The sequence below is a fragment of the Flavobacterium sp. LMO8 genome, from assembly GCF_009495755.1.
Classification (GTDB): Bacteria; Bacteroidota; Bacteroidia; order Flavobacteriales; family Flavobacteriaceae; genus Flavobacterium.
In genome coordinates, this window is the sequence record NZ_WIBJ01000027.1 from 210,004 (window position 1) to 235,554 (window position 25,551).

A 25,551-nucleotide genomic window follows, 5' to 3' on the forward strand; every position below is an offset into this window, starting at 1 on the left:
TTTAGAATAATTATCTTTGCGTTTCTATTAAAACCCATAATGATACAACCCGATTTTTCAACTTTAGAACCCAAAAAAAACATTCTAATAAAAGGTGCTCAATTACACAACCTTAAAAATTTAGATGTTGCTATACCACGAAACAAATTAGTAGTAATTACTGGTCTTTCAGGTTCTGGAAAATCGAGTTTGGCTTTTGATACTTTGTATGCAGAAGGTCAACGCAGATATGTTGAAAGTCTATCTTCATACGCACGACAATTCCTTGGAAGATTAGACAAACCAAAAGTAGAATACATAAAAGGAATTGCTCCTGCGATTGCCATTGAACAAAAAGTAAATACGAGCAACGCCCGTTCAACCGTTGGAACTTCTACCGAAATTTATGATTATTTAAAACTTCTTTTTGCACGAATTGGAAAAACCTACTCGCCTATCTCTGGTAAAGAAGTAAAAAAAGATACCGTTTCTGATGTAATTAATGACATCAAAGAATTTCCAATTGATAGCAAATGGTTATTACTTTCTCCAATTCATTTAGAAGAAGGAAGAGCTTTGGAAGACAAACTAAAAGTCTTATTACAACAAGGTTTTGCTCGTATTTTAGTGGATAACGAAATGGTGCGTTTAGATACAATTGACCAACATCAACTGGACAACAAAGATATTCTACTAATCATTGACCGTATTGTTGTAAAGGAAGAAGAAGAATTTTTCAATCGTTTAGCCGATGCAGTTCAAACGGCTTTTTATGAAGGAAAAGGTGTTTGTTATTTGCAAGAAGTAGATACCAAAAAACGCTTGGAATTTAGTTCTAATTTTGAATTAGATGGTATTACATTTTTAGAACCTAATATTCATTTGTTTAGTTTTAATAATCCTTACGGAGCTTGTCCAACATGCGAAGGCTACGGAAGTGTTATCGGAATTGATGAGGATTTAGTGATTCCAAATACCGCTCTATCCGTTTATGAAAATGCTGTATTTCCTTGGCGTGGCGAAAGTATGAGTTGGTACCGCGACCAATTGGTAAACAATGCTTATAAATTTGATTTTCCAATACACAAACCTTTTTTTGAACTTTCAGACGATCAAAAGCAGTTGATTTGGGATGGTAATTCCTATTTTACTGGATTAAACGACTTCTTTTCGGAATTGGAAGAGAAAAATTATAAAATTCAAAACCGCGTTTTACTTTCGAGATATCGCGGAAAGACAAAATGTACTACTTGTAAAGGCAAACGATTACGTCCTGAAGCTAATTACATTTCGGTTGGAGGAAAAACGATTTCTGATTTAGTGGATTTGCCAATTGTAAACTTGATTGATTTCTTTAAAAAATTAGAGTTAAACGAATACGATGCTAAAGTTGCCAAACGTTTGTTAATCGAAATCAACAATCGTTTGGACTTTTTATTCAATGTAGGATTGAGTTATTTGACATTAAATCGAAATTCTAATTCGCTTTCTGGAGGTGAATCACAGCGAATTAACTTAGCGACTTCTTTAGGAAGTAGTTTGGTGGGTTCGATGTACATTTTAGACGAACCAAGTATCGGTTTACATCCAAAAGATACCGAAAGATTAATCGAAGTATTGAAAGATTTACGTGATTTAGGCAACACCGTAATTGTAGTAGAACACGACGAAGATATTATGAAAGCTGCCGACATGATTATTGATATCGGTCCAGAAGCAGGAACACATGGTGGTGAATTAGTAGCACAAGGAACCTACGACGAAATCCTAAAATTTGATTCGCTTACAGCAAAATATTTGAATGGAAAAGAAGAAATTTCGGTTCCAAAAACCAGAAGAAAATTCAAAAATCATATTGAAGTTATTGGAGCAAGAGAAAATAACTTAAAGAATGAAAATTTTACTTTCCCTTTGGAATGTTTAACCGTAATTACAGGTGTTTCAGGAAGTGGAAAAAGTACGTTGGTAAAGAAAATTTTGTTTCCAGCCATTCAAAAGAAATTAGAAGGTGTTGGAGAAAAAGCAGGTCAATTTACCGAATTAGCCGGAAGTTTTTCACACATCAAACATATCGAATACGTAGATCAAAATCCAATTGGAAGAAGTTCGCGTTCGAATCCAGTTACTTATATTAAAGCGTATGATGATATTCGTGATTTATTTGCGAAACAAAATGTTTCTAAATTACGAAATTATCAAGCGAAACACTTCTCTTTCAATGTTGATGGAGGAAGATGTGAGGTTTGTAAAGGCGATGGCGAAGTAACCATCGAAATGCAATTTATGGCAGATGTTCACTTAGAATGTGAAGTTTGTAATGGAAAACGTTTCAAAAAAGAGGTGTTAGAAGTTACTTTCGAAGGAAAAAACATTAATGACATTTTAAAAATGACAATTGATGAAGCTTTAAATTTCTTTACCGAACAAAAACAGACAAAAATTACGCAAAAATTACAACCTTTACAAGATGTTGGTTTAGGTTATGTACAATTGGGACAATCGTCTTCTACTCTTTCTGGTGGCGAGGCACAACGTATTAAATTGGCTTCATTCTTAGTGAAAGGAACAATTAAAGATAAAGCGTTGTTTGTTTTTGACGAACCTACTACGGGATTGCATTTTCACGATATCAAAAAATTGTTAGCTTCGTTTGATGCTTTGTTAGAAAAAGGTCATTCGATTATCGTGATTGAACACAATTTAGATTTAATCAAATGTGCCGATTATATTTTGGATATTGGTCCAGAAGGTGGTGAAAATGGAGGAAAATTAATGGCTTTTGGTACACCAGAAGAAGTGGCTAAAAACAAAAAATCGGTAACAGGAAAATACTTAAAAGAGAAATTATAGAAAAATGATAAACCCATCTGCAAACGGTTGGATTGACAAGTTTTTTGCTGAAAACAATAATAATTTTGTTGATTTTCAAGGAAATATCTTGTCTTTTTATGAAGATTGTAGAGCAACCGGTTTTATTTATGGTTATGTAGTGCGCTTTCAACTTCAAAATCAAATCGATACAACAAAATGGTCGTATGATGAAGTAACGAAAGTTGGGTTTTTAAACACACTTTTTTCATTGTATCGCATTGAAAAACCAAACGGAACAAAAGAAGATTTCATTAATTCGGTTTACCAATTTTACAAAATCATTCAGCCTGAAAACCTGAATTTCATCAAAAAATTACTTCCTGAAGGTTCATATAGTTCGCGTTTAGAAAAAGTAATTGACGACCGAATTCAAACGAATAACAATACAATTAGCAAAAATTTTTCGCACATAATTACCAATGCGCTTTTGTTTATTGATGTTTTGGCTTTCGAACATTTTTTAAAAAACGAAACATTGCCAACTGATTATCTAAAAAATGTAGAATCTGATTGTATTAAGATTGTTTCGTTGGCTTTAAAAATTAAAGAGCGAAAATCGAAATACGATGAATTACTGGTGAAATTGTTCGAAAATTCGATTCGTTATACCAAATTCAATACTATCGAAAACATCGAATTAAATGAAATTAATTTGATGCGTCATACTTCGTTATTGGAAAAGTTGTATTTATTGGATATTGCACAAATGGCGCTTTGGAGTGATGAAAAATTAGAATCTAATGAGGAAAATTTCTTAAAAATTTTGAGTTTGGAATTAAAATTAGAATCTAGTTTACTTGAAAAAAGTAAAAAAGAAATCAATGAATTTATTGAAAAATATAAAGCTGAAATTCCGTTTTTTAATTATTCGAATCCTATAAAACATTTTTACGACCAAGCCAATAAAAATGTAACCAAACTTATCATTCGAAACAAAGACAGATTAACTAAAGAAATCAAAGAAAGTGGCGAATTAATGCAAATTTTAGCCAAATCAACCCGAAAAGATTTGAGCAAAGAAGAAAAAAAGAAAGTAAAAAAACAGTTGCTAGATGTATGTAAAACCATTCCATCGTTGACTATTTTTTTACTTCCTGGTGGCGGCTTGTTATTGCCTATTTTGATAAAATTTATTCCGCAGTTATTGCCTTCGGCTTTTAATGAAAATTTAGAGGATTAAAACTTCAACTGATACACATCATCTAAATCTTTATCACAACTAAAATTAACACCTAAATCGGTTACATAACCATCATTTAAACCATACACCCAACCGTGTAGGTACAATTCTTGTCCGCTTTTCCAAGCATTTTGAACAATTGATGTTTTGGCTAAATCCATGACTTGTTCTTTCACGTTTATTTCTACGAATTTGTTAAAACGCTCTTTTTCGTTATCAATAGCATCTAATTCTTCTTGGTGAAAACGATAAACATCTTTAATATGACGAATCCAATTGTCAATAATTCCGATAGAAGTATTTCCCATTGCTGCTTTAACTCCTCCACAACCATAATGTCCACAAACTATTATATGCTTAACTTTCAAAGCATTAACAGCATAATCAAGAACACTCAACATATTCATATCGGTATGAACGACCATGTTAGCAATATTCCTGTGAACAAAAACTTCACCAGGTTCTGCTCCTATAATTTCATTTGCAGGAACTCGGCTATCAGAGCATCCAATCCATAACAAAGGTGGGCTTTGTCCATCTGCCAAATTTTTAAAATACGCTGAATTAATGGCTAACTTATTTTCAACCCATTTTTTGTTATTGTCTAATATTTTTTTGTAAAAATCACTCATTAGTTTTGTGTATATAGAATAAAATAAAAAAGCTATCAATTCAGTTTTAAACTTGGGAGAAATGATAGCTTTTTATAATTATAATAAAAATTAAATTTAATGTCTTAATGCTGCAACAGTGAATTCAGGATTTAAACTATCTTTGATATACATTACATCATCATAGAAAATTACTTTTCCCGTTTCGATATCGTGCATAGCTCCAACAATTCCGATTTGACCTTCTTCTAACATTTGTTCTAAAACAAAACTTCTTTCAATAATATTTTTTACGCTACGTTTTACATTGATTTCAGCTACATTTTCAACGAAATCACTGTTCTTTGAAGTTCTATTATCAGTAGTTTCATTTTCTTGGTAAACAGAAGGTTGAATTTTAGATAATAGCTCTGTTAAATTACCCATTTCAACATGGTCACAAGCTCCTTTTACGGCACCACATTTTGAATGTCCTAACACTACAATTAATTTAGAACCAGCTACTTTACAAGCAAATTCCATACTTCCTAAAATATCCGTATTTACTATATTTCCCGCAATTCTTACTGAAAAAACATCCCCTAATCCTTGATCAAAAATTAATTCTGCAGAAGTTCTACTATCAATACAACTTAAAATCGTTGCAAATGGCCATTGACCATCACGAGTTTCATTTGCTTGTTCTAATAAGTTTCTGTTAGCTTTTAAGTTATTAATAAAACGATCATTTCCCTCTTGTAAAAATTGTAATGCTTTACGAGGAGTCATTTGTGCTTGTGTTTCTTTATTATGTGCTTTCATATTATTTTATTTCTTCTTTAGAATCTTTAATTTTTACGTGTTTGAATTCTGTATTATCTAAATCATATTGTTCTTTAAATCCTTTTAAAGTTAGATCTATTTTTTTGTCTTCCGCTTTTACATTCCTAAAATCCTTTATCAATTCAACCACATCAAAATCGATGTAATTTGTGTTTGATGCATCAATAATTAATCTAGAACCTTTTGGAATATTACCTAAAGTATTTTTTATAGCAGCTTTATTCAAAAATGAAACTTCTTGAGCTAGTTTAATTGTGATAACATCTCCATCATGGAAAGATTCTTTTTTAAACGAGTAAGCAATTTTTAAATTTTGGTATAAAATAAAAATGATACTTACTGCTAAACCAATTCCAACACCTTTTAGTAAATCAATACGAACTACAGCAATTACAGTTACTACAAAAGGAATAAATTGCGAATATCCGTTATTCCATAAATGAACAAACACACTTGGTTTTGCTAATTTATATCCAACCATTAATAAAACCGCTGCTAAAGCAGCTAGTGGAATTTTATTTAAGATAAAAGGAATTGAAAGTGCAAATACAATTAAAAGAATTCCATGAAAAATAGTTGAGAATTTTGTTCTACCACCAGAATTTATATTAGCCGAAGAACGAACTACAACAGAGGTCATTGGCAATCCTCCTAATAAACCGCTTAACATGTTACCAATACCTTGAGCTTTTAATTCTCTATTAGTATCTGTAAATCTTTTGTATGGATCTAATTTATCAGTTGCTTCAATACACAGTAACGTTTCAATTGAAGCTACAACTGCTATTGTTACAGCTACAATCCAAACTTTTTCATTTGTTAATGATGTGAAATTTGGCAATGCAAATCCATTACTAATTTCGGTAAACGAAGGTAAACTCACCAAATGATTTTGGGTAACAATCGCTAAACTTGAACCTGATTGAATAAAAAACTCATTCAATAAAATACTTACTACTACTACAACTAAAGCTCCTGGAACTACTTTTATCTTTTTAAGAGCGGGAACTTTTTCCCAAGTAATTAAAATGGCTAATGATAATAGTGCAATAATTAATGCTCCAGTATGAATATAATTTATCGATTCTATCAGCGTATCAAAAGTAGTATGACCTGATTTTTCGATGTAGAAAAAATCTCCTTCATTATCCACATCGTGACCAAAAGCATGGGGAATTTGTTTTAGAATAATGATGATACCAATAGCAGCCAACATTCCTTCGATAACACTTGTAGGGAAGTAATTAGAAAAACTACCCGCTCTTAAAAAACCTAATACAATTTGAATTAATCCAGCTAAAATTACAGCAACTAAAAAAATATCAAAACCTCCTAAATCGGTAATTGCAGATAAAACAATAGCTGTTAAACCAGCCGCAGGACCAGTAACGCTAAGAGCTGAATTACTCAAAAAACCAACAACAATACCTCCAATTACACCTGAAACAATTCCTGAAAATAAAGGCGCACCAGATGCTAATGCAATTCCTAAACACAATGGCAAAGCCACTAAAAATACAACAAGTCCAGCTGCAAGATCTCCTCTTACATTGGAAAAAATAGAATGATTATTCATAAAATAATATAAATACATTAATACTACACTTCAAAGACTGAAGCGCTAAAAATTTAAAATGTATTATATTAAATTGGGAGGTGGAGAGAAAATTTGATGTGCCAAATTGTCAAAACTCAACAAATCATGTTCCATTAGAACATTAAGTTTTGCTAATTCACCGAATGAAAAATGAACAACTGAATAATTAGTAGTGGGTACCGTTTTAATTTCATTAAATGGCGAATGGTTTTCCTCTTCTTCACACATCGTGTAAAAATAAGAGGTATCTGCTTCTTTATCTACCATTCCAATTAAAGTTGGAGTAGCTAAAAAAGTAATGAAAATAAATAAAAAGATATTTACTAATAATTTCATATTGCGAATATACTATTTCAAACCGAAACATTTCTTAATTTTTTTATAAAAAATCTACAAAATAATTCTCTAATTTAATTAACCCTTTCAAAATTTCACACCCTTTTCCTATAAATTTAATTGATAGTTTTTATATTTGTATCAAATTTACCAATGTTATGACAATTACTCAATTATATTACGTTTTGGCTGTTGCCGAATACAAAAATTTCACATTAGCTGCCGAAAAGTGTTTTGTAACGCAGCCTACTTTGAGCATGCAAATTCAAAAATTAGAAGATGAGTTAGATATTTTGATTTTTGATAGAAGCAAAAAACCTATTCTTTTAACAGAAGTTGGTGAGAAAATAGTTAACCAAGCAAAAAACATCGTAAACGAAGCTGGAAGAATTAAAGATATTGTAGACCAACAAAAAGGCTATATTGGTGGCGAATTTAAAGTGGGGATAATTCCAACAGTAATGCCAACATTACTTCCTATGTTTTTGAATAATTTCATTAAAAAATATCCAAAAGTCAATTTGATTATTGAAGAACAAACGACAGAAGACATTATCAAAAAATTAAAAAATGGTCATTTAGATTGTGCTATTGCTGCAACTCCGTTAGAAGAAGATAATTTAAAGGAAATCGTTTTATATTATGAACCTTTTGTGGCTTATGTGCCTTCAAATCATCCTTCAATTGATAAAAAAGAAATTGAAATTTCCGATTTAGACTTGGACAAAATTTTAATTTTACAAGACGGACATTGTTTCAGAAACGGAATTCTTAACTTATGTAAAAACAATAAATTTATAGCGGATAGTCATTTTCAATTAGAAAGCGGAAGTTTTGAAACGCTTATCAAATTAGCAGATGAAGGTTTAGGAACTACTTTGCTTCCTTATTTACATACTTTAGATTTGAATGAGAAGAACAAAGAAAAACTAAAACCATTTAAAGATCCAAAACCTGCTAGAGAAGTGAGTTTAATTTATCCAAAAAACGAATTAAAAATTCATATTATTAACGCCTTACGAGATACAATATCGGGCGTTGTTCGAGGGGCTATCGCATTTAGTGATGTAGAAATTATAAGTCCAAAGACAAAATAAATTTAATTTTATACCATAGAAAAAGTCCCGAAATTATCGGGACTTTATATTATTAGTTGATATAAATTAAACATTGTCTTAATTCTGGCTTTTCTTCTGTAAACTGTAAAAGCCACTCTCTCAATTGATCTATTTCATAAGGAAGCAATATTCGTACTGCTTTCTCTAATTCTTTACAAAATAGTTTCGCATCAAAACTCACTCTCTCCAAAATTGACTTGGTGTAAGAAAACATCGGTCTGGGCATACTTTTTCTAAATAAAAGGTTAGACTGGGGGTAAGAACTTGTCGTAAAGATAACTAAAAAAATGTTTCGAAAACGATGTAGTTGTTAAAAAAAATGCTAAAATTTTATTAAATTCTTACTTTAGAGTAAAAATCATACATTTTTTGTAGCTCGTAACATTTCACGTTTTCCTGGAGCTCCAGGTAGTTTTTCAATTGAAAATCCGACACTTAGCATCGCGTTCTTAATAGATGAACGGCATGCATAAGTAACAAGAGTTCCTTTGGGTAAAAGTGCATCGTACATTTTCTTAAAAATGATTTCACTCCACAATTCGGGTTGTAATGGAAATCCGAAAGCATCAAAATAAATTAAATCATATTGGTTTTTATCTTCGATATCTTGAAAAAACTGGTTTCTCTTAGTTAAAAAAAAGTTTTCATTAATCGTTTGTTGGATTTCCCAATCACAAGAATGTATTCTATCAAAAATCACCTGATACTTTTCGGCTTTAAGTTCAGAAACATAATTCATTTGCGCTATTTCTTCAGATGAAATCGGGTACGCTTCTACTCCAACGTAATTAACTTTTTCTTTATTTATAGTTTCCAAAAAAGTAATGAAAGCATTCAAACCAGTTCCAAAACCAATCTCTAATATGGAAATCGAATCCTGATTTTGAAACAAATCCAATCCATTCTTAATAAAAACATGTTTGGCTTCCTGAATAGCTCCATGAGTAGAATGATAGTTCTCATCCCAATCTGGAATTCGGATTGTGGTTGAACCGTCATCTGTGATAATAATTTCTCTTTTCATGGAATTTAAAATATAAAAAAGGTTGTTTAAAGTGTTTTGTCAAGCTGAATTCATTTCAGCTTCTCTTTTTTAAGATTCTGAAACGAGTTCAGAATGACAAACCAAATAACTTTAAACAACCCTTTCAAAACTATATCAAGTTTTACTCAATATACAATTTCTTAATTTTTGGAATAGGACCGCCACATTTTACTTCGTGGCACTTGATACAAGCATCGATTCCATTATTAAAATGTTCCTTAGCATTTTTTGGATCTTGATAAATCAATTCTTGCGCTTTGATAAATTTAGCCGCTTGTTCATCGAAAAAAGCATCTTTATCGGTTTCATCCGTCATTACTGCTTTATGAATACGAATAAAATGTTGTGGAAATTTACCAATCGTATCGCCTTTCATAATGCGTTCTTTCAAACGTTCATTATCCACATACATTTGTTCCATAAGAGCTGCCATTTCTGACATTTCGTACATTTCAAATCCGTCTTTATTTACCTTTGAATCGGTTTCACAAGCTTCTTTATCAGTTACTTTTTCATCCACTTTCTTATCACAAGAAATCGACAAAATAGCAAAAGAAAATAGTAGAATTATCTGTTTCATTATTTAGCAATTAAAACACCATTTGCCATAAACGAGTACGTTACTTTTGGCTCTACAATACTGTCAATTGCTGCTTGCGATTTTCCTGCGTCTTTTGCATAATGTTTTAAAACATCAACACTTTCAACGCTTACAAATGCTTTTCCGTTTACAATAACTTCTTTTTCTTGAGCATTTTTTGGAACGAAGAAACCATAGTCTTTAAATTTTACAAAAGCTTCTTTATCATCTGCTAAATCTAATGTCATCCAACAACCTTTCTTTTGACAAACTTCGTTAATACCTGATTTGAATTTTACTTCTAAAGTATCACCTTCTTTTAAAGATTTGAATTTTTCCATCATTTCTGCATTCGATAAAGCGCCTTCAGATGAAATTGAATCTCCAAAAACAGCATAATCTACCTTAGTAATTTCTGGTGTAGTTTCTTTTTTTTGTTCACAACTAACAAATGCAATAGTTAGAAGTGATAGAGTAAGTATTTTTTTCATTTTAATTGTGAATAATTTCAACAAAAATAACGATATTTTTTATATTTTCGGAGCATCAAAAAAGAAAGTTTCATCTCTTGTAAAAGAAGTTAACGAAAAGAAGATTTCTTATTTATTTTGTTGATTTAAAATCAATTTAAAGTTTTTATCAAGATAAAATTTTGTCAGTTGTTGATAATTATTTTTTGGTAAGTAAAAATAAAACTTCTTTTTTTTAGTAAATTTGCAACGAATACGTAAAAATTGACATTTTTTTTGTTGATTTTACAAAACTATAAATTATAACAGTTTGACCCAAATGGAATTAAAAACTTTAAACGAAATTGAAATTATTTCGGCTCCTCATTCAAAAATCAACGAGGTTGATTTTGAAAACCTAACCTTTGGTAATGTTTTTACAGACCATATGTTAGTATGTGATTATGTAGACGGAGCGTGGCAAAAACCTGTTATAGAACCATACGCGCCTTTCATGATTGATCCTTCTGCAAAAGTGTTCCACTATGGGCAAGCTATTTTTGAAGGAATGAAAGCTTATAAAGATGAGCAAGATGATGTTTGGTTGTTTAGACCTGATGAAAATTATCACCGTTTCAATAAAAGTGCTACCAGAATGGCAATGCCAGAAGTTCCTGAAGATGTTTTCTTAGGAGGTTTGCACCGTTTATTAGAAATCGAGAAAGAATGGGTTAAAAAAGGAAAAGGAAATACCTTATATATTCGTCCTTTTATGATTGCAACCGGACATGGTGTAATTGCGGCACCTTCTCAAGAATACCGTTTTATGATTATATTATCGCCAGCTCGTGCTTATTATTCTGGTGAAGTTAGAGTACTTATTGCGGAACATTTCAGTAGAGCGGCTAACGGAGGAATTGGTGCTGCTAAAGCTGCTGGAAATTACTCTGCACAGTTTTACCCAACAAAATTAGCAAACGAGCAAGGTTTCCAACAAATCATTTGGACAGACGATGCTACACATACAAAATTAGAGGAAGCAGGAACCATGAATGTTTTCTTTAGAATTAATGATACTATTTTTACTGCACCAACAAGTGAAAGAATTTTAGATGGTGTTACTCGTAAAAGTGTTATCGAATTAGCGCAAAGAGAAAATATTAATGTAGAAGTACGTTCTGTTTTAGTTGAGGAATTAGTGGCTGCTGCAAAAGACGGTTCATTAAAAGAAATCTTTGGTGCTGGAACTGCGGCTGTTATTAATCCAATCGTAGGTTTTTCTTATTTAGGTGAATACTATGAATTACCAAAATTAGAAAATTCAATGGCGCTTGAAATTAAAGAAAAACTTACCAACATTCAATATAAATTAGCAGAAGACACTTTCGGTTGGACTGTTAAGATTTAAGAATTTAGAAATATTTAAAAAAGGCGATTTCAAAATTGAAATCGCCTTTTTTTATTTTAAAATTTCCTCAAAATTAGGTTTGAAGTAATTTGGACCTTTCATTACTTTTCCGTCTTCTCTGTAAATAGGTTTTCCATCTTCTCCAAGTTTGCTCATATTAGAACGTTGAATTTCATCAAACACTTCTTCAATTTTATGTTGTAATCCGTGTTCTAAAATAGTACCACACAAAATATATAACATATCGCCTAGAGCATCTGCAATTTCAACGATATCATTGTTTTGAACGGCTTCTAAATATTCTTCATTTTCCTCTTTCATTAAGTTGAATCGAAGTTCATTTTTTAAAGTACCTAAATCGGCTTTCATTTCTTCACTTACTCCTAAACCATAGGTTTCGTGAAAAATTCTTACTGCTTTTAATTGTTTTTGCATAATTGACCTTATAAATTTCTCTAAATTAAAAAATTAGATAGTATTAAATTCTTATTTTTGTAAAAATTTTCAATATGTTTTCAACAGGACAAATCTACTTTGCTATTTTCTTTATAATTGCTTTTGTAACTACAATGATATTAGTATACCGTAAAGATTTAAGACAAATGAAACCGTTTTATAAAGGAACGTATTGGGTATTTATTGGATTTTTAGGCTTCATTGGTTTACTCTTTTTAATTAAAGTACTAATGAAAGATTAATTTTCTTACTTTTGAAAAACATATTCATGCCCATATGAGAATTTTAAAATACATACTTCTTTTATTGCTTCTATTTAGTGTGGCCTTCGTCGTCTTTGTTGCTACTCAGCAGAGCGACTATAGAGTGGTTCGTTCTAAAGAAATAAAAGCTTCAAAAGATATTGTTTATAATTTTGTTTCCGATAGCACTTCTTTAATCGATTGGAATCCTTGGGATAAAGACAATGCGGTTTTTAAAAATCTAAAATTAATTCCAGGAGATACCATTTTACAAAACATTACCGTTTCAGGTGAGAAAAACGAATCTTTCATGCGTTTTCAAAAAACCAAAAAAGGAGCATTAGTTACTTGGGAATTAAAAGGAAAATTAGATTTTGAATTAAAATTATTAAGTGTTTTACAAGGTGGCGTTGATAATGTATTAGGAGATAAATTAGAAGACGGATTAAACAATATTGACACTTACTTAGTTAAGGAGTTAACTACTTACAATATCAAAATACACGGTTTAGTTACGAAACACGCTACAAATTATATTCAACAAATAGACACTTGCTCGTTTGCCGATTTTCAGAAAGTTTCAAAAACTATGTTGCAAAACATGATGGCATTTGTTGAGAAAAACGACATTATAATTACAGGTCTTCCATTTATTACTTATGATACTTGGGATAAGAAAAACAAAACTACCATTTTTTCAATGTGTGTACCAGTTGAAGAAGAAATTTTAACAACTCCAGGAAGTGAAATATCAGGAGGACATTTTGATGAATTTTTAGCAATAAAAACGACTTTAACAGGTGATTATTCACACAATCAAGAAGCTTGGGACAAAACTTTAACTTATATTAAAAAGAAAAAACTAATTGAGGATTTAGAAGGTACTAACATTGAAGTTTACAAAATAAGTTTGCCAAAAGAACGTAAACCTTCAAAATGGGTAACTGAAATTTTTATTCCAATTAAAAAAAGAGTGTATGTACCTAAACCAAAACCAGTAGCAACTGAAGAAGGAATTACAACACCCACAGAAAATACAACAACAAATCCTACAGAATAAAAAATATAGAAACAAAAAATCCCGATTTTCATCGGGATTTTTTAGTTTTTTACTTTTCCAATCAAATGTTTAACAACTGTTTCGGCAGCGTGTAATCCAAAAAGCGCTGGCATCCAACTGTTAGTTCCATAAAAAGACTTTTTGAAATTAGATCCATCCGTCATTTTTACACTATCGTAATCGGGTCTTTCAAAAGAGTAAACTACTTTAACACCACTCGAAATTCCTTCTAATTTTAATCGTTTTCTCACTTGTTTCGCTAAAGGACAATAATCTGTTTTGCTGATATCTTTCACACGAACTTTTTCGGCTTCAAACTTACCACCTGCTCCCATGTTGCTGATGACTTTTACCTTTTTGCGTTTACAAGCTATAATTAAATTGATTTTTGGTGTTAAACTATCGATGCAATCTAAAACATAGTCAAATTCAGATGACACCAATTCATAAGCGCGCTCTGGAGACAAAAATTCTTCAATACGGGTTAATTTCAATTCTGGATTAATGTCCATCAAACGATCACCTACAATTTTTACTTTTGGTTCACCTACAGTGCTATGTAAAGCAGGTAATTGACGATTAATATTGGTAATATCAACCACATCGCCATCTACAATGGTCATCTTCCCTACTCCTGCACGAGCTAAAAATTCGGCAGCAAAACTTCCTACTCCACCCAATCCAACAACCAAAACATTAGCGTTTTCAAGTTTTTGAATTCCTTCTTCTTTAAATAATAAAACTGCGCGTTCTTTCCACTTTGCCATAATAGTGTTGAATCGTTAAATTGATTAATTGTTTAACTGAAAATCTTTGAAAAATTATTGAAAATGATAGCTTTCATCTCCTCTATCGAAATTCCTTTTATTAAAGCTGCTTTTTTATACACTTCATAAATGGATTCTTCAATCGTATCGGTTTCTAATAAAACTTGATTTTCGGGTGCAAAGGTAAATACTTTTTCTAAATCTGGATTACGAAGTAAGTATTTTCCAAACGAAAGATAAAAACCATTATTCAAAAGTGATTTCGCCACTTGTTCGTTTTTTGAAAAGCCATGAATAATCATTGGATTTTCTATTTTCATTTCTTTCTTGATAGCAATAACTTCATCATAAGCCGCAACACAATGTAAAACAATTGGTTTGTTAGTTTCCTTAACTATTTCTAATTGCTTCTTAAAAACAGAAATTTGTATGTCCATTGGAATTTCAATACGTTTGTCTAAACCACATTCACCAAGTGCTAAACATTCAGACAATTGTAATTTTTCTTTGATGATTTCTAAATCTGATTCTAAACGATTCTCATCGATATACCAAGGATGAATTCCAATAGAGTAATTAGGAATTGAAGCGTCAAATTCCCACGGATATTGATTGACAACTTCAATCACGTCCGAAAGATTAGAAAATTTGTGTGTATGTAAATTGATGTATTTAGTCATGAAATTTCTTTACACCAGCATTAATCTCAATATCCAAATCGTTCTCTAAAGGAACAATCGGACACGAATATTCGTAATTATAGGCACAATAAGGATTGTAAGCTTTATTGAAATCGATGGTCCATTTTTTACCTTTTTGAATTTTCATGTCAACATACCTTCCACCGATGTAGCTTTCTTTTCCGCAAGTTAAATCAGAAAATGGTAGAAATAAATAATCTTCATAACCCGGTTTTTTCTTCAAATTTATATTTTGATACACATTTAGTTTAAGTGCTTTACCATCAATTTTGAAATGCAATTCACCATATTTTTTGTACAATGGAGTTCTTGAAGTTGTTGTTTTCATGCCAAAAGGCTTTTCCTTTTTGGTTCTAATAAAAGTTGCTTCAACAATATATTTTTCATTTATCGAAAAGAATTCCAAACCTTTAAATTGCTTTAAATCCTCTTTATTCAAAGGGCTTTTCAATGAATCTGCATAACTTTTATTCAGTTCGATTTGAAATTTTTCAGCCGAAGACAAGTCTTTTTGAGCAAAAGTAATAGAAGTGCATAAAAGGAAAAGAATGATTTTTTTCATTGGAAGTAATTTTTACAAAAATATATAATTTCTATAACATTTTAATCGTGTTAGCTTTCGTAAATTTGCAATTCAACTTTAGATATGTTACAGCGCGCTTTCAACAAATATATCGACAATTTCAGAGGATTTTCTCGCGAAATTTGGATACTTACTCTTATCACTTTCATCAATCGTGCTGGAACAATGGTACTTCCTTTTTTATCTAAATATTTGAAGGAAGATTTGCATTTTTCGTACAGCCAAGTGGGTTGGATTATGGTGAGTTTTGGTTTAGGATCGATGTTAGGTTCGTGGTTAGGCGGAAAATTATCGGACAAAATTGGCTTCTACAAAATAATGATTTTTAGCTTACTTAGCAGTGGAATCGGATTTTTTGTATTGCAAACTATAACAAGTTATCATGGGTTGTTGATTGCCATTTTTATTATTATGGTAATTGCTGATATGTTTCGACCGGCCATGTTTGTATCTTTAGGTGCTTATGCCAAACCAGAAAACAGAACGCGTGCTTTAACTTTAGTACGATTAGCTATTAATTTAGGTTTTGCGGCTGGACCAGCTTTGGGCGGATTATTAATTATGAGTTTAGGTTATAAAGGACTTTTTTGGGTTGATGGAGCAAGTTGTATTTTAGCTATTTTAATTTTTTGGTGGAAAGTAAAAGAAAAGAAAAAATCGAAATTTATAGATAAAACAAATCCAGACGAAGTTTTTACACATTCAGTTTTTAAAGATGGTCCGTTTTGGATTTTTTTGACTATTTGCTTGATTTCGGGGATTATGTTTTTTCAATTGTTTACGACAATTCCGTTGTATCACAAAGAACAATTTAATTTATCAGAATTTCAAACCGGTTTACTCCTTACTTTTAATGGTATTTTAGTTTTCTTTTTAGAAATGCCAATTGTGAGTTATATTGAAAAACACAAAATCAACAAACTAAAAGTTATTAATTTAGGTGGATTATTAATGGCAATTAGCATCTATTTATTATTGGTAAACAATTGGGTTGGAATTTTAATTGTAATGATGTTATTCATGACGTTTGCCGAAATGTTTGCGTTTCCATTTTCAAATTCGTTTGCTATGAGCCGTGCACCAAAAGGTCACGAAGGACGTTATATGGCAATTTTTACCATGAGTTACAGTTTAGCTCATATTCTGAGTGCAAAAATGGGAATGACAATTATTGACAATCAGGGTTATCAATTAAATTGGTTTTTCATGGGAACACTTGGAATAATTAGTGTTTTATTAGGACTTTGGTTAATAAAATTAGTTCAAAAAGAACCCGCAAGAGAACTTAAAAACTAAAATAAAGTAAAAAATCCCGATTGACTCGGGATTCTTTATTTTTATATATTTGCCAAAAATTAAACCATGTATAAATTACTTGCCAAACTTAATAAAGCACTTTTACCTAGTTTTACTAAACAAGGTTTAGATCCTATCAAAGCTAAAAAATGGCAAAAAGCAATTATTGCTTATCGTTATTGGGTTACTATTAACAGTCTTTAAATTTAAAAAAAAATTATGTCCTAAAATTGATATAACTTTATATTAATATATAATTCTTCGTACAATTTCTTTCACAGGTAAAATAGCCTTTGTATTTTCAATACTTGGTCCAGCTACCCAAACGGTTTTATAGGTTACTTGAGTAGCAGCTTTTTCAGTAGCTTTCATTCCGATGTAGAAACGAATCATTTTGACCCATTTTTTCATGCTTTTGCTTTTGTTAAGTAGCGTTTCAAGCCAAGTTTGTTTGGTTCCTACTTTTTGCACATAAGGCGTATTGATTACGGTACAAGGTGTTCCAGAAATACGTTCGGTCATTACGATATCTTTCGCACCATAGTCTACACATGCTTGCTTATATTCTTGAGAAACCCCAGATTCAATTGAAGCTATAAACGGACTTCCTACAGAAACACCAACGGCTCCAAAACCTAACATCTTATCTAAATCGGTCTTACTTCCTACTCCACCAGCGGAAATTACTGGTAAAGAAGTATTTTCGTTTAAAGATTTTATTAATTCTTCTGGACTGATATTTCCTCTGTGACCACCAGCTTGATTGTTAACTGCTACTAATGCATCAGCACCTAAACTTCCTACTTTTTTGGCGAAAGCTAAATCGGTAACATCACAAAAAACCTTAATACCAACTTTATGTGCTTCATTAATAGTTTCTTCTGGCGAACCTAACGAAGTCAGAATAAAATCTACTTTTTCTTCACACAAAATACGCAATTGCTCTTTGTATTTTACATTAGACTTGTTAACAATCAAATTAAATCCAAAACTTCCTCCTGGAACTTTCGCCTCTTTTAATTCTACAATTGCGGATTTTAATTCCTCTAAAGTTCTATAATTCAATGCTGGAATACAACCTGCAACGCCACTTTTCATTCCTTCAATTACCATTTTAGTATTCGACACTAAAAACATAGGAGCTATAATTACTGGATGTGTAATTTGTATAAGCGAAGTCAACGATTGTTTTTCCATTTTATTTGAATTAATGTTCAAATATAAGAAAAAATCAAATACTATGCATGCATATTATTTTTTCTTTTTCCCTCCAGAAGTTTTTGGAGCTCCTTTTAATTCATATTTACTTGAAGCTGCATGATAAACATAAGTACTGTTTTGTGTTTTAGTTTTCATTACGAAACTTCCATCATGGTTTAGCGTAAATTCAAAACCTTCACTTCTATTTTTTTCTACATCGTGAGAAGCGGTTTTGTTTTTATCTAAGAAAATTGTTTCTTTTATATGAGATGTTTTATGAATGTTTCCTAATAATAACGTTTTTGTTTCTATATCCCACAATTGGTCTTCAGTAACAATACCTGTCTCTTTTTTTAATTTTGTATCTACTTTTATTTCCTCTTTCCAATTTACATGATAAAACTTTTTTCCTTGCGTTGTAAAGCTTTTTACTGTAAAATTTGTAGGTTTAAAATCTGCTTTATCTAACTTTTTTACTTCTAGTGTATCATTTTTATCGTTGTTTTTAACAAAAAGGACAATACGTTTTCCTGATTTTTCAGAAATAATTTCTGCAGTAATGTGATCAACTTTAGTTAAAACTACATTTTTAGTAGCTGCTGCTTTTGATTTAGTTTTTCCTTTTTGAGCGAATCCAATTGTTGACACTAATATAATTAGTAGTAAAAATAGTTTTTTCATAATAGTTTAGGTTAATAAATTTAAGTTACCAATATACAAAAAAATAGATACGATTGAATTTTATGAAACAAAAAAACCGAATCATTGCTGATTCGGTTTTTTTATTTAATTTTTAATTATCTTTTTTATTAATCTTTTATCTTGATCAAACACCTCTAATAAATATACACCAGATTGATAATTTGAAGTAGAAAGATTTCTAATTTGAGAATCTATTTCTCCAGTAGCAAGTACTCTTCCGTTTAAATCATACAATTTATAAGAAAATTTAGCGAGTGTTTCATCATTATTTTGAATGACAATTGCATCCGAATTTATATCATAATAAACAGAAAATAATTCATTATCAAAATTTGATTGAGACAAAGTAGAATTTAGTTGAGATATTTTTGAATATACAGAATCGCCTGCGTTTGATGATGACACTCTAAAATAATAGCCATCATAAGTTGATGGAACATTAGTAAGATTTAATGTATTTGTAAAAGCTCCTGAAATACCTGGCATGGTACCTCCGTCTGATAAATCAGTCCAATTTGCACCATCAATACTCATCTGCCATCTATACGAACTTGCATTTAATGTACTTACTGAAAAAGAAGTCGCTCCATTTACATTAAAAGTTCTGTCTGATGGCTGATCATCTATAATAACATAATCACAAATCAATGACCCCGCTCCTACTTGACCTTGATTGGTTTGTTGCACTAAAATACTTCCAGATTGACCAGAAAAATTTGTTGACATAATTACATAAAACTTACCACTTGGTGCATTTGAAACATTAACCAATTCAGTTGTAGAACCTGAGTAACTACAATCTAAAACATTATTAATAATTGATGTATTCCCACTTGGATAACCATAAAGCTCTGAAGTACAATCTGGTAAATGATCAAATGGTCCCCATAGAATAAAATCAACATCTTGATTGTTATATAATGGTGAGTTATTTCCTTGACTAAGTTGTAAGTCGATAGCACCGCTTAATCCTGATTTAAAAATATACCATTTAGGATTTGGCGTAGATCCTAAACAAATAATATTTCCCTCAGATGGAATTCCCCTGTAGTATTAGAAATTAAACTTCCATTAGCACATACAGGAGTTGCATTAAAACAACTAGTAATTTGCGAACTAATTAATCCTGATATAAATAAAAACGTAAATGTGTAAAGTTTTTTCATATTTGTAACTATTTCTTACAAAAGAACAAAAAAAAAACCGAATCAGAAATGATTCGGTTTTAAAAATATTTTCGATTTGAAAATTATTTCACTTCTTCGAAATCTACATCTTGCGTTTGATCTCCTGAAGCAGCCGCTTGTGGCTCAGCTTGAGAAGCTCCTTGCTCTTGTGATTTATACATTTCTTCTGTAGCTGTTTTCCAAGCTGCATTTACGTTGTCTAAACCTTTTTGAATAGCTTCTAAATCTTGATTTTCGTGAGCCATTTTCAACTCAGTTAGAGCGTATTCGATAGCAGTTTTGTGCTCAGCAGTTAATTTATCACCAATTTCTTTTAATTGACTTTCTGTTTGGAAAATCATCGAATCAGCTTCATTAATTTTTTCTACTCTTTCTTTAGCTAATTTGTCTGCTTCAGCATTCATTTCAGCATCTTTTTTCATTTTTTCAATTTCTTCTGATGTTAATCCTGAAGAAGCTTCAATACGAATATCATGTGATTTTCCTGTTCCTTTATCAGTAGCAGAAACTTTGATGATACCATTCGCATCAATATCAAAAGTTACTTCAATTTGAGGAACTCCTCTTGGTGCTGGTGGAATACCATCTAAATTAAAACGTCCAATTGTTTTATTGTCAGCAGCCATTGGTCTTGCTCCTTGTAAAACATGTAGTTCAACTGTTGGTTGATTATCTGCAGCAGTAGAGAAAATCTGTGATTTTTTTGTTGGAATAGTTGTATTTGACTCAATAAGAGTTGTCATAACACCACCCATTGTTTCAATTCCTAATGAAAGTGGTGTAACGTCTAATAATAATACGTCTTTTACTTCACCAGTTAAAACTCCACCTTGAATAGCAGCTCCAATTGCTACTACTTCATCAGGATTTACTCCTTTTGATGGTTTTTTATTGAAGAATTTCTCAACTTGCTCTTGGATAACTGGGATACGAGTTGAACCTCCTACTAAAATAACTTCGTCAATATCAGAAACTGATAAACCAGCATCTTTTAACGCTTTAGCAACTGGTTCCATAGAACGTTTTACTAAAGTTTCAGCTAATTGTTCGAATTTTGCTCTTGTTAACGTTTGAACTAAGTGTTTTGGTCCAGAAGCCGTAGCTGTTACGTATGGTAAGTTGATTTCTGTTTGAGCAGAAGCTGATAATTCAATTTTAGCTTTTTCAGCTGCTTCTTTTAAACGTTGTAATGCCATTGGGTCTTTACGTAAATCAACACCTTCAGCAGCATTGAAATCGTTCGCTAACCAATCGATAATTACTTGGTCAAAATCATCTCCACCTAAGTGTGTATCTCCGTTTGTAGATAATACTTCGAAAACTCCGTCTCCTAATTCTAAGATAGAAATATCAAAAGTACCTCCACCTAAATCGTAAACTGCGATTTTTTGGTCTTTACCTTGTTTGTCTAATCCATAAGCTAAAGCTGCTGCTGTAGGCTCATTGATGATACGCATTACTTTTAAACCTGCAATTTCACCTGCTTCTTTCGTAGCCTGACGTTGCGCATCGTTAAAGTAAGCTGGAACAGTAATAACTGCTTCAGAAACTGAATGACCTAAATAATCTTCAGCTGTTTTTTTCATTTTTTGAAGTGTCATTGCAGACAATTCTTGTGGTGTATATAAACGACCATCGATATCAACACGAGGTGTATCGTTATCACCTTTAACCACTTTGTAAGCTACTGTTGAAGCTTCTTTTGCACTTTCAGTATACTTGTTACCCATAAAACGTTTTACCGAAGCAATCGTTTTTGTTGGGTTAGTTACTGCTTGTCTTTTTGCCGGATCTCCAACTTTAATTTCTCCACCTTCTACAAATGCAATTACAGATGGTGTTGTTCTTTTACCTTCTGCGTTTGCAATTACAACAGGTTCTCCACCTTCCATTACAGCCACACATGAGTTGGTTGTTCCTAAGTCGATTCCAATAATTTTGCTCATTTTTATACTTGTTAGATTTTAAATTTCAATTTTAAACTCGATGACTCTAATTCAATGATTGTGCCATTACGAAAAAACAGGAAAATTGACAGAAAACAGCTTTTGTCAGGTTTTTAAAACTGACAAAATGTCGTTTTATGGTGATTATTTGAGTCTATTCTGTCTTAGGTTTTTAAAATTAGCGACATTAAAAACCACGATAGAAATCAAAATCAAGGAATAAGAAACAATTTGGGCAACCGAAACCGATTCTTTAAAATAGAAAATCGCTAAAAAGAAATGAATCAACGGATTAGTGTACATCAAAATCCCAACAGTTGAAGAATTCAATCCTTTTAATGCATACAAATTCAGGAACAATGGAATAATAGTGAAGACAATTACAATAATTAATAGTAGTAAATAAAATAAAAATTCTGTTGGAACAGCGCCGCCAAAACTTGGATAAAACGGCAATAAAATAACTGAAGAAATAACCATTTGAATAGTTAATATCAAGAATTTATCAAAATCACTATTCTTTCTTTGGGAAACCAAATAGAATCCAAAACTTAAAGCGATGATTACGCTATAAATCAAGTCTTGCAAATTTCCATAAGACAATATAAAACAACTAATTACGCACAATCCTACTGCAATCCATTGCCAAACATCGATTCTTTCTTTCAATAATATAAAAGCTAAAACAGTAGTTAGAATTGGACAAATGATATAAGCAAACGAAGCCGATTGCAAACTCACATGGTTAACTGCATAAATAAACAAAAACCAATTCAAGACTAACAAAAGTCCGCCAACAACCGTCATAATTACTGCTGATTTTTGTTTTTTATTTGAAAGTTCTTTGAATGTTTTCTTCGCTTCAACAACAACTGATTTTCTAAACATTAAATTAATTCCCAATAAAAAAACGGTTGCAATAAAAACTCGAAAGAATAAAATATCTAACGAAGCATAATTAGTAAGTGGTTTCAAAGCCAAACTAAAAAATCCCCAAATAATAAAGGCAGATAAAGCAGATAAAAAATATTTATTTATTGGCATCACTTTTTTTTTGCAAAAGAACTAAAAAAGAAGGAAATCAAATCCCGATTTTATGTTATTAATTCAAACGAATTATAACAATTGAGGCTATTTATGTGTTGTTTATTATTATTTTTTAAGATTATATTTGTAAACTAAATCGTTTGAGTAATGGAATGTATTTCTGTTTTTGATATGTTAAAGATTGGTGTGGGTCCTTCGAGTTCACACACCCTTGGACCATGGCGTGCTGCCGAACAATTTTTAAAGGAATTGCGCGAACGTAATTTAATTGATACCGTAATTGGTGTCAAAGTAGATTTGTATGGTTCTTTATCATTAACTGGAAAAGGTCATGCAACAGATTTAGCTGTAATGTTAGGTTTAAGTGGTGCTGATCCTGAATATATTCCTGTGGAAAGTATTGATGTGATTATTTCGGCTATTAAAAACAAGAAAGAAATTTTCTTGGGAAATGAAATTTTAATTCCGTTTTGCTTTGAAACCGATATTGTTTTCAATAGAAACTTTTTACCTTTTCATGCCAACGGATTAACTTTTACTGCCAAAACTGATACCGAAACTTTTTCGGAAACCTATTATTCTATTGGTGGCGGATTTGTTGTAAAAGAAAAAGAAGACCATCATAAAGAAGAAATTTTACATACTTTTCCATTCCCAGTTGAAAAAGCAGATGAACTTTTAGCTTTCTGTGCTCAAGAAAATAAGAAGATTTCTGAAATCATTTACGAAAACGAGAAAACCATGCGTAGCGAAGAAGAAATTCACAACGAATTACTTCGCATTTGGGATACGATGTTAGAATGTATGTACATTGGTTGTCACTCAGAAGGAATTCTTCCTGGTGGTTTAAATGTACGACGAAGAGCATACGACATGCACAAAAATTTAATTGGCGTTTTACCTTATGAAGACCCATATTCGTGGTTGCAAATCATCAGACAAACCGAAGTTAAATTCCGTCAGATTTTAAAATGGGTAAGTTGTTTTGCATTGGCAGTAAATGAAGTAAACGCTTCGTTAGGTCGTGTAGTTACCGCTCCAACTAATGGAAGTGCGGGAGTAATTCCAGCGGTTTTGATGTATTATTTGGTAATCGAAAATCACGAAGCGAGCGAAAAAGAAATCAAACAATTTTTAATGGTGGCGGGTGAAATTGGTTCTATATTCAAAAAAGGCGCAACTATTTCAGCAGCTATGGGTGGTTGTCAGGCAGAAATTGGTGTTTCCAGTGCTATGGCAGCAGCAGCCTTGTGTGAATTGATGGGCGGAACTCCAGCTCAAGTTACAATGGCAGCCGAAATTGCAATGGAACATCACTTAGGCTTAACTTGCGATCCAATTGGTGGCTTAGTACAAATTCCATGTATTGAAAGAAATACTATGGGTGCAATAAAAGCCATCAACGCAGCCGAATTAGCCTTAGAAACCGATGCTTTAAACGCAAAAGTGCCATTGGACAAAGTAATCAATACAATGTGGCAAACTGCAAAAGACATGAATTCTAAATACAAAGAAACTTCTGAAGGTGGTTTAGCTGTAACGGTAAATATGGCTGATTGTTAATGAAAAGTAATCGATTAAATTATTTTATTCTTACTTTATCGGTTATGATTCTTGGAATACTCTCAAGAAAAATAGCAAATGCTCCTTTATTTATAGGAGATGTTTTGTATGCTGTTTTGATTTATTTTGGATTGCGATTCCTTTTTATAAACTTAAAAACACACAAAACATTCCTAATAAGTTTACTTTTTTGTTTTTGTATTGAAGTCTTACAACTGGTTCAAATCGATTGGTTAATTGCCGTTCGAAAAACTACTTTAGGACATTACGTTTTGGGTCAAGGTTTTCTTTGGTTGGATATACTTTGTTATTTAATTGGAACTTTGGTGGCATATTTTTCAGATAAATTATTTCTTTCTTCGGGTATCAATTAAATGAATAATTTGCCATTTCCCATTGTCGTTATACAAGGTAAAAGCGTTTGCACCAATGTGACTTAGCTTATCATTTACATAAAACTCATATGGTGTCCAAACATGTGCTAAATTGCCGTCGATTTCTACTTTATAATCGATAAGTTTTTCAAAAATCTTCAAATTAGCAGGAATAGTTGCAATTGATTTTAAGAAATCATCAAACTCTTCTGAAACAAGCTTATTTCCTTCTTTAGTATTGGCAATTGTTTTCATTACTATTTCGGGATGACAAAGTAATTTTAATGCGGTAGTATCTTTAGTATGAAAAGAAGCAAAAAAATCATCCACTACTTTTTTTGGACTTGACTCTTGAGACATAATTGGTTGAATAGTCACAAATAATAGAATAAAAAGTAAATTCTTCATAAATTGTTTTTTATTATTAGTAT

28 protein-coding genes are annotated in these 25,551 nt (G+C 31.4%); 10 read left to right on the forward strand and 18 right to left on the reverse strand.

The features are described 5' to 3' along the window. Positions 1 to 39 precede the first annotated feature (39 nt). Both uvrA and GFJ94_RS04505 read left to right on the forward strand, forming a co-directional pair. A complete protein-coding gene (gene uvrA, locus GFJ94_RS04500; RefSeq protein WP_153200389.1) occupies positions 40 to 2,829 on the forward strand; it encodes an excinuclease ABC subunit UvrA in 2,790 nt (929 codons plus the stop codon). A gap of 4 nt (positions 2,830 to 2,833) precedes the next feature. Next, complete coding sequence (locus GFJ94_RS04505) at positions 2,834 to 4,030, forward strand: LETM1-related biofilm-associated protein (protein WP_153200390.1); 1,197 nt, start codon at positions 2,834 to 2,836, stop codon at positions 4,028 to 4,030. On the opposite strand, the gene can is transcribed toward GFJ94_RS04505, so the two are convergent. From can to GFJ94_RS04525, 4 genes are all read right to left on the reverse strand, one after another. Further along, a complete protein-coding gene (can, locus tag GFJ94_RS04510) occupies positions 4,027 to 4,662 on the reverse strand; it encodes a carbonate dehydratase (RefSeq protein WP_153200391.1) in 636 nt (211 codons plus the stop codon). The genes GFJ94_RS04505 and can overlap by 4 nt on opposite strands. A 96-nt stretch (positions 4,663 to 4,758) precedes the next feature. Beyond that, positions 4,759 to 5,442, reverse strand: coding sequence for a carbonic anhydrase family protein (locus GFJ94_RS04515; protein WP_153200392.1), 684 nt, complete (start codon positions 5,440 to 5,442; stop codon positions 4,759 to 4,761). Position 5,443: 1 nt separating this feature from the next. Next, entirely contained in the window at positions 5,444 to 7,039 is a 1,596-nt protein-coding gene (locus GFJ94_RS04520; protein WP_153200393.1) for a SulP family inorganic anion transporter, read from the reverse strand. Between the two features lie 63 nt (positions 7,040 to 7,102). Continuing rightward, the gene (locus tag GFJ94_RS04525; RefSeq protein WP_153200394.1) at positions 7,103 to 7,396 is read right to left on the reverse strand and encodes a hypothetical protein; all 294 of its coding nucleotides are present in this window, start codon (positions 7,394 to 7,396) and stop codon (positions 7,103 to 7,105) included. 158 nt (positions 7,397 to 7,554) lie between these two features. Between GFJ94_RS04525 and GFJ94_RS04530 the strand changes: the two genes are divergently transcribed. Continuing rightward, positions 7,555 to 8,493 carry a LysR substrate-binding domain-containing protein gene (locus tag GFJ94_RS04530; RefSeq protein ID WP_153200395.1) on the forward strand — a complete coding sequence of 313 codons (939 nt, stop codon included), beginning with the start codon at positions 7,555 to 7,557 and terminating at the stop codon, positions 8,491 to 8,493. A 52-nt stretch (positions 8,494 to 8,545) separates the two neighbouring features. Here GFJ94_RS04530 and GFJ94_RS12670 read toward each other — a convergent pair whose 3' ends face one another. The 4 genes from GFJ94_RS12670 to GFJ94_RS04545 all read right to left on the reverse strand — a co-directional run bounded on the left by GFJ94_RS12670 (position 8,546) and on the right by GFJ94_RS04545 (position 10,630). Further along, positions 8,546 to 8,740, reverse strand: coding sequence for a hypothetical protein (locus GFJ94_RS12670; protein WP_111565666.1), 195 nt, complete (start codon positions 8,738 to 8,740; stop codon positions 8,546 to 8,548). A gap of 132 nt (positions 8,741 to 8,872) precedes the next feature. After that, positions 8,873 to 9,538, reverse strand: coding sequence for a tRNA (5-methylaminomethyl-2-thiouridine)(34)-methyltransferase MnmD (gene mnmD, locus GFJ94_RS04535; RefSeq protein WP_153200396.1), 666 nt, complete (start codon positions 9,536 to 9,538; stop codon positions 8,873 to 8,875). 142 nt (positions 9,539 to 9,680) lie between these two features. Then, positions 9,681 to 10,139 carry a hypothetical protein gene (locus GFJ94_RS04540; RefSeq protein ID WP_153200397.1) on the reverse strand — a complete coding sequence of 153 codons (459 nt, stop codon included), beginning with the start codon at positions 10,137 to 10,139 and terminating at the stop codon, positions 9,681 to 9,683. Then, positions 10,139 to 10,630, reverse strand: a complete 492-nt coding sequence (locus tag GFJ94_RS04545; protein WP_153200398.1) for a DUF4920 domain-containing protein — start codon at positions 10,628 to 10,630, stop codon at positions 10,139 to 10,141. Before GFJ94_RS04545 ends, GFJ94_RS04540 begins: the two co-directional genes overlap by 1 nt. Before the next feature lie 298 nt (positions 10,631 to 10,928). Here GFJ94_RS04545 and GFJ94_RS04550 point away from each other — a divergent pair, with 298 nt between their 5' ends. Continuing rightward, complete coding sequence (locus GFJ94_RS04550) at positions 10,929 to 11,996, forward strand: branched-chain amino acid aminotransferase (RefSeq protein ID WP_153200399.1); 1,068 nt, start codon at positions 10,929 to 10,931, stop codon at positions 11,994 to 11,996. A gap of 51 nt (positions 11,997 to 12,047) precedes the next feature. Here the strand turns inward: GFJ94_RS04550 and GFJ94_RS04555 are convergent, their stop codons facing one another. Beyond that, on the reverse strand, positions 12,048 to 12,431 hold the full coding sequence (locus GFJ94_RS04555) for a nucleoside triphosphate pyrophosphohydrolase family protein (protein ID WP_153200400.1): 384 nt from the start codon (positions 12,429 to 12,431) through the stop codon (positions 12,048 to 12,050). 74 nt (positions 12,432 to 12,505) lie between these two features. On the opposite strand from GFJ94_RS04555, the gene GFJ94_RS04560 reads away from it, so the two are divergent. Further along, entirely contained in the window at positions 12,506 to 12,694 is a 189-nt protein-coding gene (locus GFJ94_RS04560) for a hypothetical protein (protein ID WP_133607488.1), read from the forward strand. A gap of 34 nt (positions 12,695 to 12,728) precedes the next feature. Then, complete coding sequence (locus GFJ94_RS04565) at positions 12,729 to 13,754, forward strand: GyrI-like domain-containing protein (protein ID WP_153200401.1); 1,026 nt, start codon at positions 12,729 to 12,731, stop codon at positions 13,752 to 13,754. Positions 13,755 to 13,795: 41 nt separating this feature from the next. Here GFJ94_RS04565 and GFJ94_RS04570 read toward each other — a convergent pair whose 3' ends face one another. Genes GFJ94_RS04570 through GFJ94_RS04580 form a run of 3 tightly spaced genes read right to left on the reverse strand, consistent with a single transcriptional unit; the run spans position 13,796 to position 15,784 of the window. Continuing rightward, entirely contained in the window at positions 13,796 to 14,521 is a 726-nt protein-coding gene (locus tag GFJ94_RS04570) for a ThiF family adenylyltransferase (protein WP_153200402.1), read from the reverse strand. Between the two features lie 32 nt (positions 14,522 to 14,553). Then, positions 14,554 to 15,201 (reverse strand): TatD family hydrolase, encoded by a 648-nt coding sequence (locus GFJ94_RS04575; protein ID WP_153200403.1) that lies wholly within the window; start codon positions 15,199 to 15,201, stop codon positions 14,554 to 14,556. Continuing rightward, on the reverse strand, positions 15,194 to 15,784 hold the full coding sequence (locus tag GFJ94_RS04580) for a DUF1684 domain-containing protein (RefSeq protein ID WP_153200404.1): 591 nt from the start codon (positions 15,782 to 15,784) through the stop codon (positions 15,194 to 15,196). The genes GFJ94_RS04575 and GFJ94_RS04580 overlap by 8 nt, the downstream gene beginning before the upstream one ends. A gap of 84 nt (positions 15,785 to 15,868) precedes the next feature. On the opposite strand from GFJ94_RS04580, the gene GFJ94_RS04585 reads away from it, so the two are divergent. Together GFJ94_RS04585 and GFJ94_RS04590 are read left to right on the forward strand one after the other, a co-directional pair. Then, positions 15,869 to 17,101: an MFS transporter gene (locus GFJ94_RS04585; RefSeq protein ID WP_153200405.1), complete on the forward strand. Its 1,233-nt coding sequence runs from the start codon at positions 15,869 to 15,871 to the stop codon at positions 17,099 to 17,101. Between the two features lie 66 nt (positions 17,102 to 17,167). Then, positions 17,168 to 17,305 carry an SsrA-binding protein gene (locus tag GFJ94_RS04590; RefSeq protein WP_153200406.1) on the forward strand — a complete coding sequence of 46 codons (138 nt, stop codon included), beginning with the start codon at positions 17,168 to 17,170 and terminating at the stop codon, positions 17,303 to 17,305. Positions 17,306 to 17,347: 42 nt separating this feature from the next. Here GFJ94_RS04590 and GFJ94_RS04595 read toward each other — a convergent pair whose 3' ends face one another. The 5 genes from GFJ94_RS04595 to GFJ94_RS04615 all read right to left on the reverse strand — a co-directional run bounded on the left by GFJ94_RS04595 (position 17,348) and on the right by GFJ94_RS04615 (position 23,180). Then, positions 17,348 to 18,298: a nitronate monooxygenase family protein gene (locus GFJ94_RS04595; protein WP_153200407.1), complete on the reverse strand. Its 951-nt coding sequence runs from the start codon at positions 18,296 to 18,298 to the stop codon at positions 17,348 to 17,350. Between the two features lie 54 nt (positions 18,299 to 18,352). Beyond that, on the reverse strand, positions 18,353 to 18,982 hold the full coding sequence (locus GFJ94_RS04600) for a hypothetical protein (RefSeq protein WP_153200408.1): 630 nt from the start codon (positions 18,980 to 18,982) through the stop codon (positions 18,353 to 18,355). A 105-nt stretch (positions 18,983 to 19,087) separates the two neighbouring features. After that, positions 19,088 to 19,729 carry a T9SS type A sorting domain-containing protein gene (locus GFJ94_RS04605; RefSeq protein ID WP_153200409.1) on the reverse strand — a complete coding sequence of 214 codons (642 nt, stop codon included), beginning with the start codon at positions 19,727 to 19,729 and terminating at the stop codon, positions 19,088 to 19,090. A 523-nt stretch (positions 19,730 to 20,252) separates the two neighbouring features. After that, on the reverse strand, positions 20,253 to 22,136 hold the full coding sequence (gene dnaK, locus GFJ94_RS04610; RefSeq protein ID WP_153200410.1) for a molecular chaperone DnaK: 1,884 nt from the start codon (positions 22,134 to 22,136) through the stop codon (positions 20,253 to 20,255). Positions 22,137 to 22,280: 144 nt separating this feature from the next. Continuing rightward, the gene (locus tag GFJ94_RS04615) at positions 22,281 to 23,180 is read right to left on the reverse strand and encodes an EamA family transporter (protein ID WP_153200411.1); all 900 of its coding nucleotides are present in this window, start codon (positions 23,178 to 23,180) and stop codon (positions 22,281 to 22,283) included. 150 nt (positions 23,181 to 23,330) lie between these two features. On the opposite strand from GFJ94_RS04615, the gene GFJ94_RS04620 reads away from it, so the two are divergent. Next, positions 23,331 to 24,746, forward strand: coding sequence for an L-serine ammonia-lyase (locus tag GFJ94_RS04620; RefSeq protein WP_153200412.1), 1,416 nt, complete (start codon positions 23,331 to 23,333; stop codon positions 24,744 to 24,746). Beyond that, positions 24,746 to 25,120, forward strand: a complete 375-nt coding sequence (locus GFJ94_RS04625; protein ID WP_153200413.1) for a DUF2809 domain-containing protein — start codon at positions 24,746 to 24,748, stop codon at positions 25,118 to 25,120. The genes GFJ94_RS04620 and GFJ94_RS04625 overlap by 1 nt, the downstream gene beginning before the upstream one ends. Here GFJ94_RS04625 and GFJ94_RS04630 read toward each other — a convergent pair. After that, a complete protein-coding gene (locus GFJ94_RS04630) occupies positions 25,094 to 25,528 on the reverse strand; it encodes a nuclear transport factor 2 family protein (RefSeq protein ID WP_153200414.1) in 435 nt (144 codons plus the stop codon). The two genes, GFJ94_RS04625 and GFJ94_RS04630, sit on opposite strands and share 27 nt — an antisense overlap. Positions 25,529 to 25,551: the final 23 nt, after the last annotated feature.

Excerpts from the sequence above, each read along its gene's own strand:
- GFJ94_RS04625 (WP_153200413.1), top strand. The coding sequence starts at position 24,746 with ATGAAAAGTAATCGATTAAATTATTTTATTCTTACTTTATCGGTTATG.
- GFJ94_RS04600 (WP_153200408.1), bottom strand. The coding sequence starts at position 18,982 with ATGAAAAAACTATTTTTACTACTAATTATATTAGTGTCAACAATTGGA.
- GFJ94_RS04630 (WP_153200414.1), bottom strand. The coding sequence starts at position 25,528 with ATGAAGAATTTACTTTTTATTCTATTATTTGTGACTATTCAACCAATT.
- GFJ94_RS04570 (WP_153200402.1), bottom strand. The coding sequence starts at position 14,521 with ATGGCAAAGTGGAAAGAACGCGCAGTTTTATTATTTAAAGAAGAAGGA.
- GFJ94_RS04585 (WP_153200405.1), top strand. The coding sequence starts at position 15,869 with ATGTTACAGCGCGCTTTCAACAAATATATCGACAATTTCAGAGGATTT.
- dnaK (WP_153200410.1), bottom strand. The coding sequence starts at position 22,136 with ATGAGCAAAATTATTGGAATCGACTTAGGAACAACCAACTCATGTGTG.
- GFJ94_RS04540 (WP_153200397.1), bottom strand. The coding sequence starts at position 10,139 with ATGAAACAGATAATTCTACTATTTTCTTTTGCTATTTTGTCGATTTCT.
- mnmD (WP_153200396.1), bottom strand. The coding sequence starts at position 9,538 with ATGAAAAGAGAAATTATTATCACAGATGACGGTTCAACCACAATCCGA.
- GFJ94_RS04580 (WP_153200404.1), bottom strand. The coding sequence starts at position 15,784 with ATGAAAAAAATCATTCTTTTCCTTTTATGCACTTCTATTACTTTTGCT.
- GFJ94_RS04565 (WP_153200401.1), top strand. The coding sequence starts at position 12,729 with ATGAGAATTTTAAAATACATACTTCTTTTATTGCTTCTATTTAGTGTG.
- GFJ94_RS04555 (WP_153200400.1), bottom strand. The coding sequence starts at position 12,431 with ATGCAAAAACAATTAAAAGCAGTAAGAATTTTTCACGAAACCTATGGT.
- GFJ94_RS04520 (WP_153200393.1), bottom strand. The coding sequence starts at position 7,039 with ATGAATAATCATTCTATTTTTTCCAATGTAAGAGGAGATCTTGCAGCT.
- GFJ94_RS04605 (WP_153200409.1), bottom strand. The coding sequence starts at position 19,729 with ATGTCAACAAATTTTTCTGGTCAATCTGGAAGTATTTTAGTGCAACAA.
- GFJ94_RS04620 (WP_153200412.1), top strand. The coding sequence starts at position 23,331 with ATGGAATGTATTTCTGTTTTTGATATGTTAAAGATTGGTGTGGGTCCT.
- uvrA (WP_153200389.1), top strand. The coding sequence starts at position 40 with ATGATACAACCCGATTTTTCAACTTTAGAACCCAAAAAAAACATTCTA.
- GFJ94_RS04515 (WP_153200392.1), bottom strand. The coding sequence starts at position 5,442 with ATGAAAGCACATAATAAAGAAACACAAGCACAAATGACTCCTCGTAAA.
- GFJ94_RS04595 (WP_153200407.1), bottom strand. The coding sequence starts at position 18,298 with ATGGAAAAACAATCGTTGACTTCGCTTATACAAATTACACATCCAGTA.
- GFJ94_RS04505 (WP_153200390.1), top strand. The coding sequence starts at position 2,834 with ATGATAAACCCATCTGCAAACGGTTGGATTGACAAGTTTTTTGCTGAA.
- GFJ94_RS04545 (WP_153200398.1), bottom strand. The coding sequence starts at position 10,630 with ATGAAAAAAATACTTACTCTATCACTTCTAACTATTGCATTTGTTAGT.
- GFJ94_RS04615 (WP_153200411.1), bottom strand. The coding sequence starts at position 23,180 with ATGCCAATAAATAAATATTTTTTATCTGCTTTATCTGCCTTTATTATT.
- GFJ94_RS04530 (WP_153200395.1), top strand. The coding sequence starts at position 7,555 with ATGACAATTACTCAATTATATTACGTTTTGGCTGTTGCCGAATACAAA.
- GFJ94_RS04550 (WP_153200399.1), top strand. The coding sequence starts at position 10,929 with ATGGAATTAAAAACTTTAAACGAAATTGAAATTATTTCGGCTCCTCAT.
- GFJ94_RS04560 (WP_133607488.1), top strand. The coding sequence starts at position 12,506 with ATGTTTTCAACAGGACAAATCTACTTTGCTATTTTCTTTATAATTGCT.
- GFJ94_RS04575 (WP_153200403.1), bottom strand. The coding sequence starts at position 15,201 with ATGACTAAATACATCAATTTACATACACACAAATTTTCTAATCTTTCG.
- can (WP_153200391.1), bottom strand. The coding sequence starts at position 4,662 with ATGAGTGATTTTTACAAAAAAATATTAGACAATAACAAAAAATGGGTT.
- GFJ94_RS04525 (WP_153200394.1), bottom strand. The coding sequence starts at position 7,396 with ATGAAATTATTAGTAAATATCTTTTTATTTATTTTCATTACTTTTTTA.
- GFJ94_RS12670 (WP_111565666.1), bottom strand. The coding sequence starts at position 8,740 with ATGCCCAGACCGATGTTTTCTTACACCAAGTCAATTTTGGAGAGAGTG.
- GFJ94_RS04590 (WP_153200406.1), top strand. The coding sequence starts at position 17,168 with ATGTATAAATTACTTGCCAAACTTAATAAAGCACTTTTACCTAGTTTT.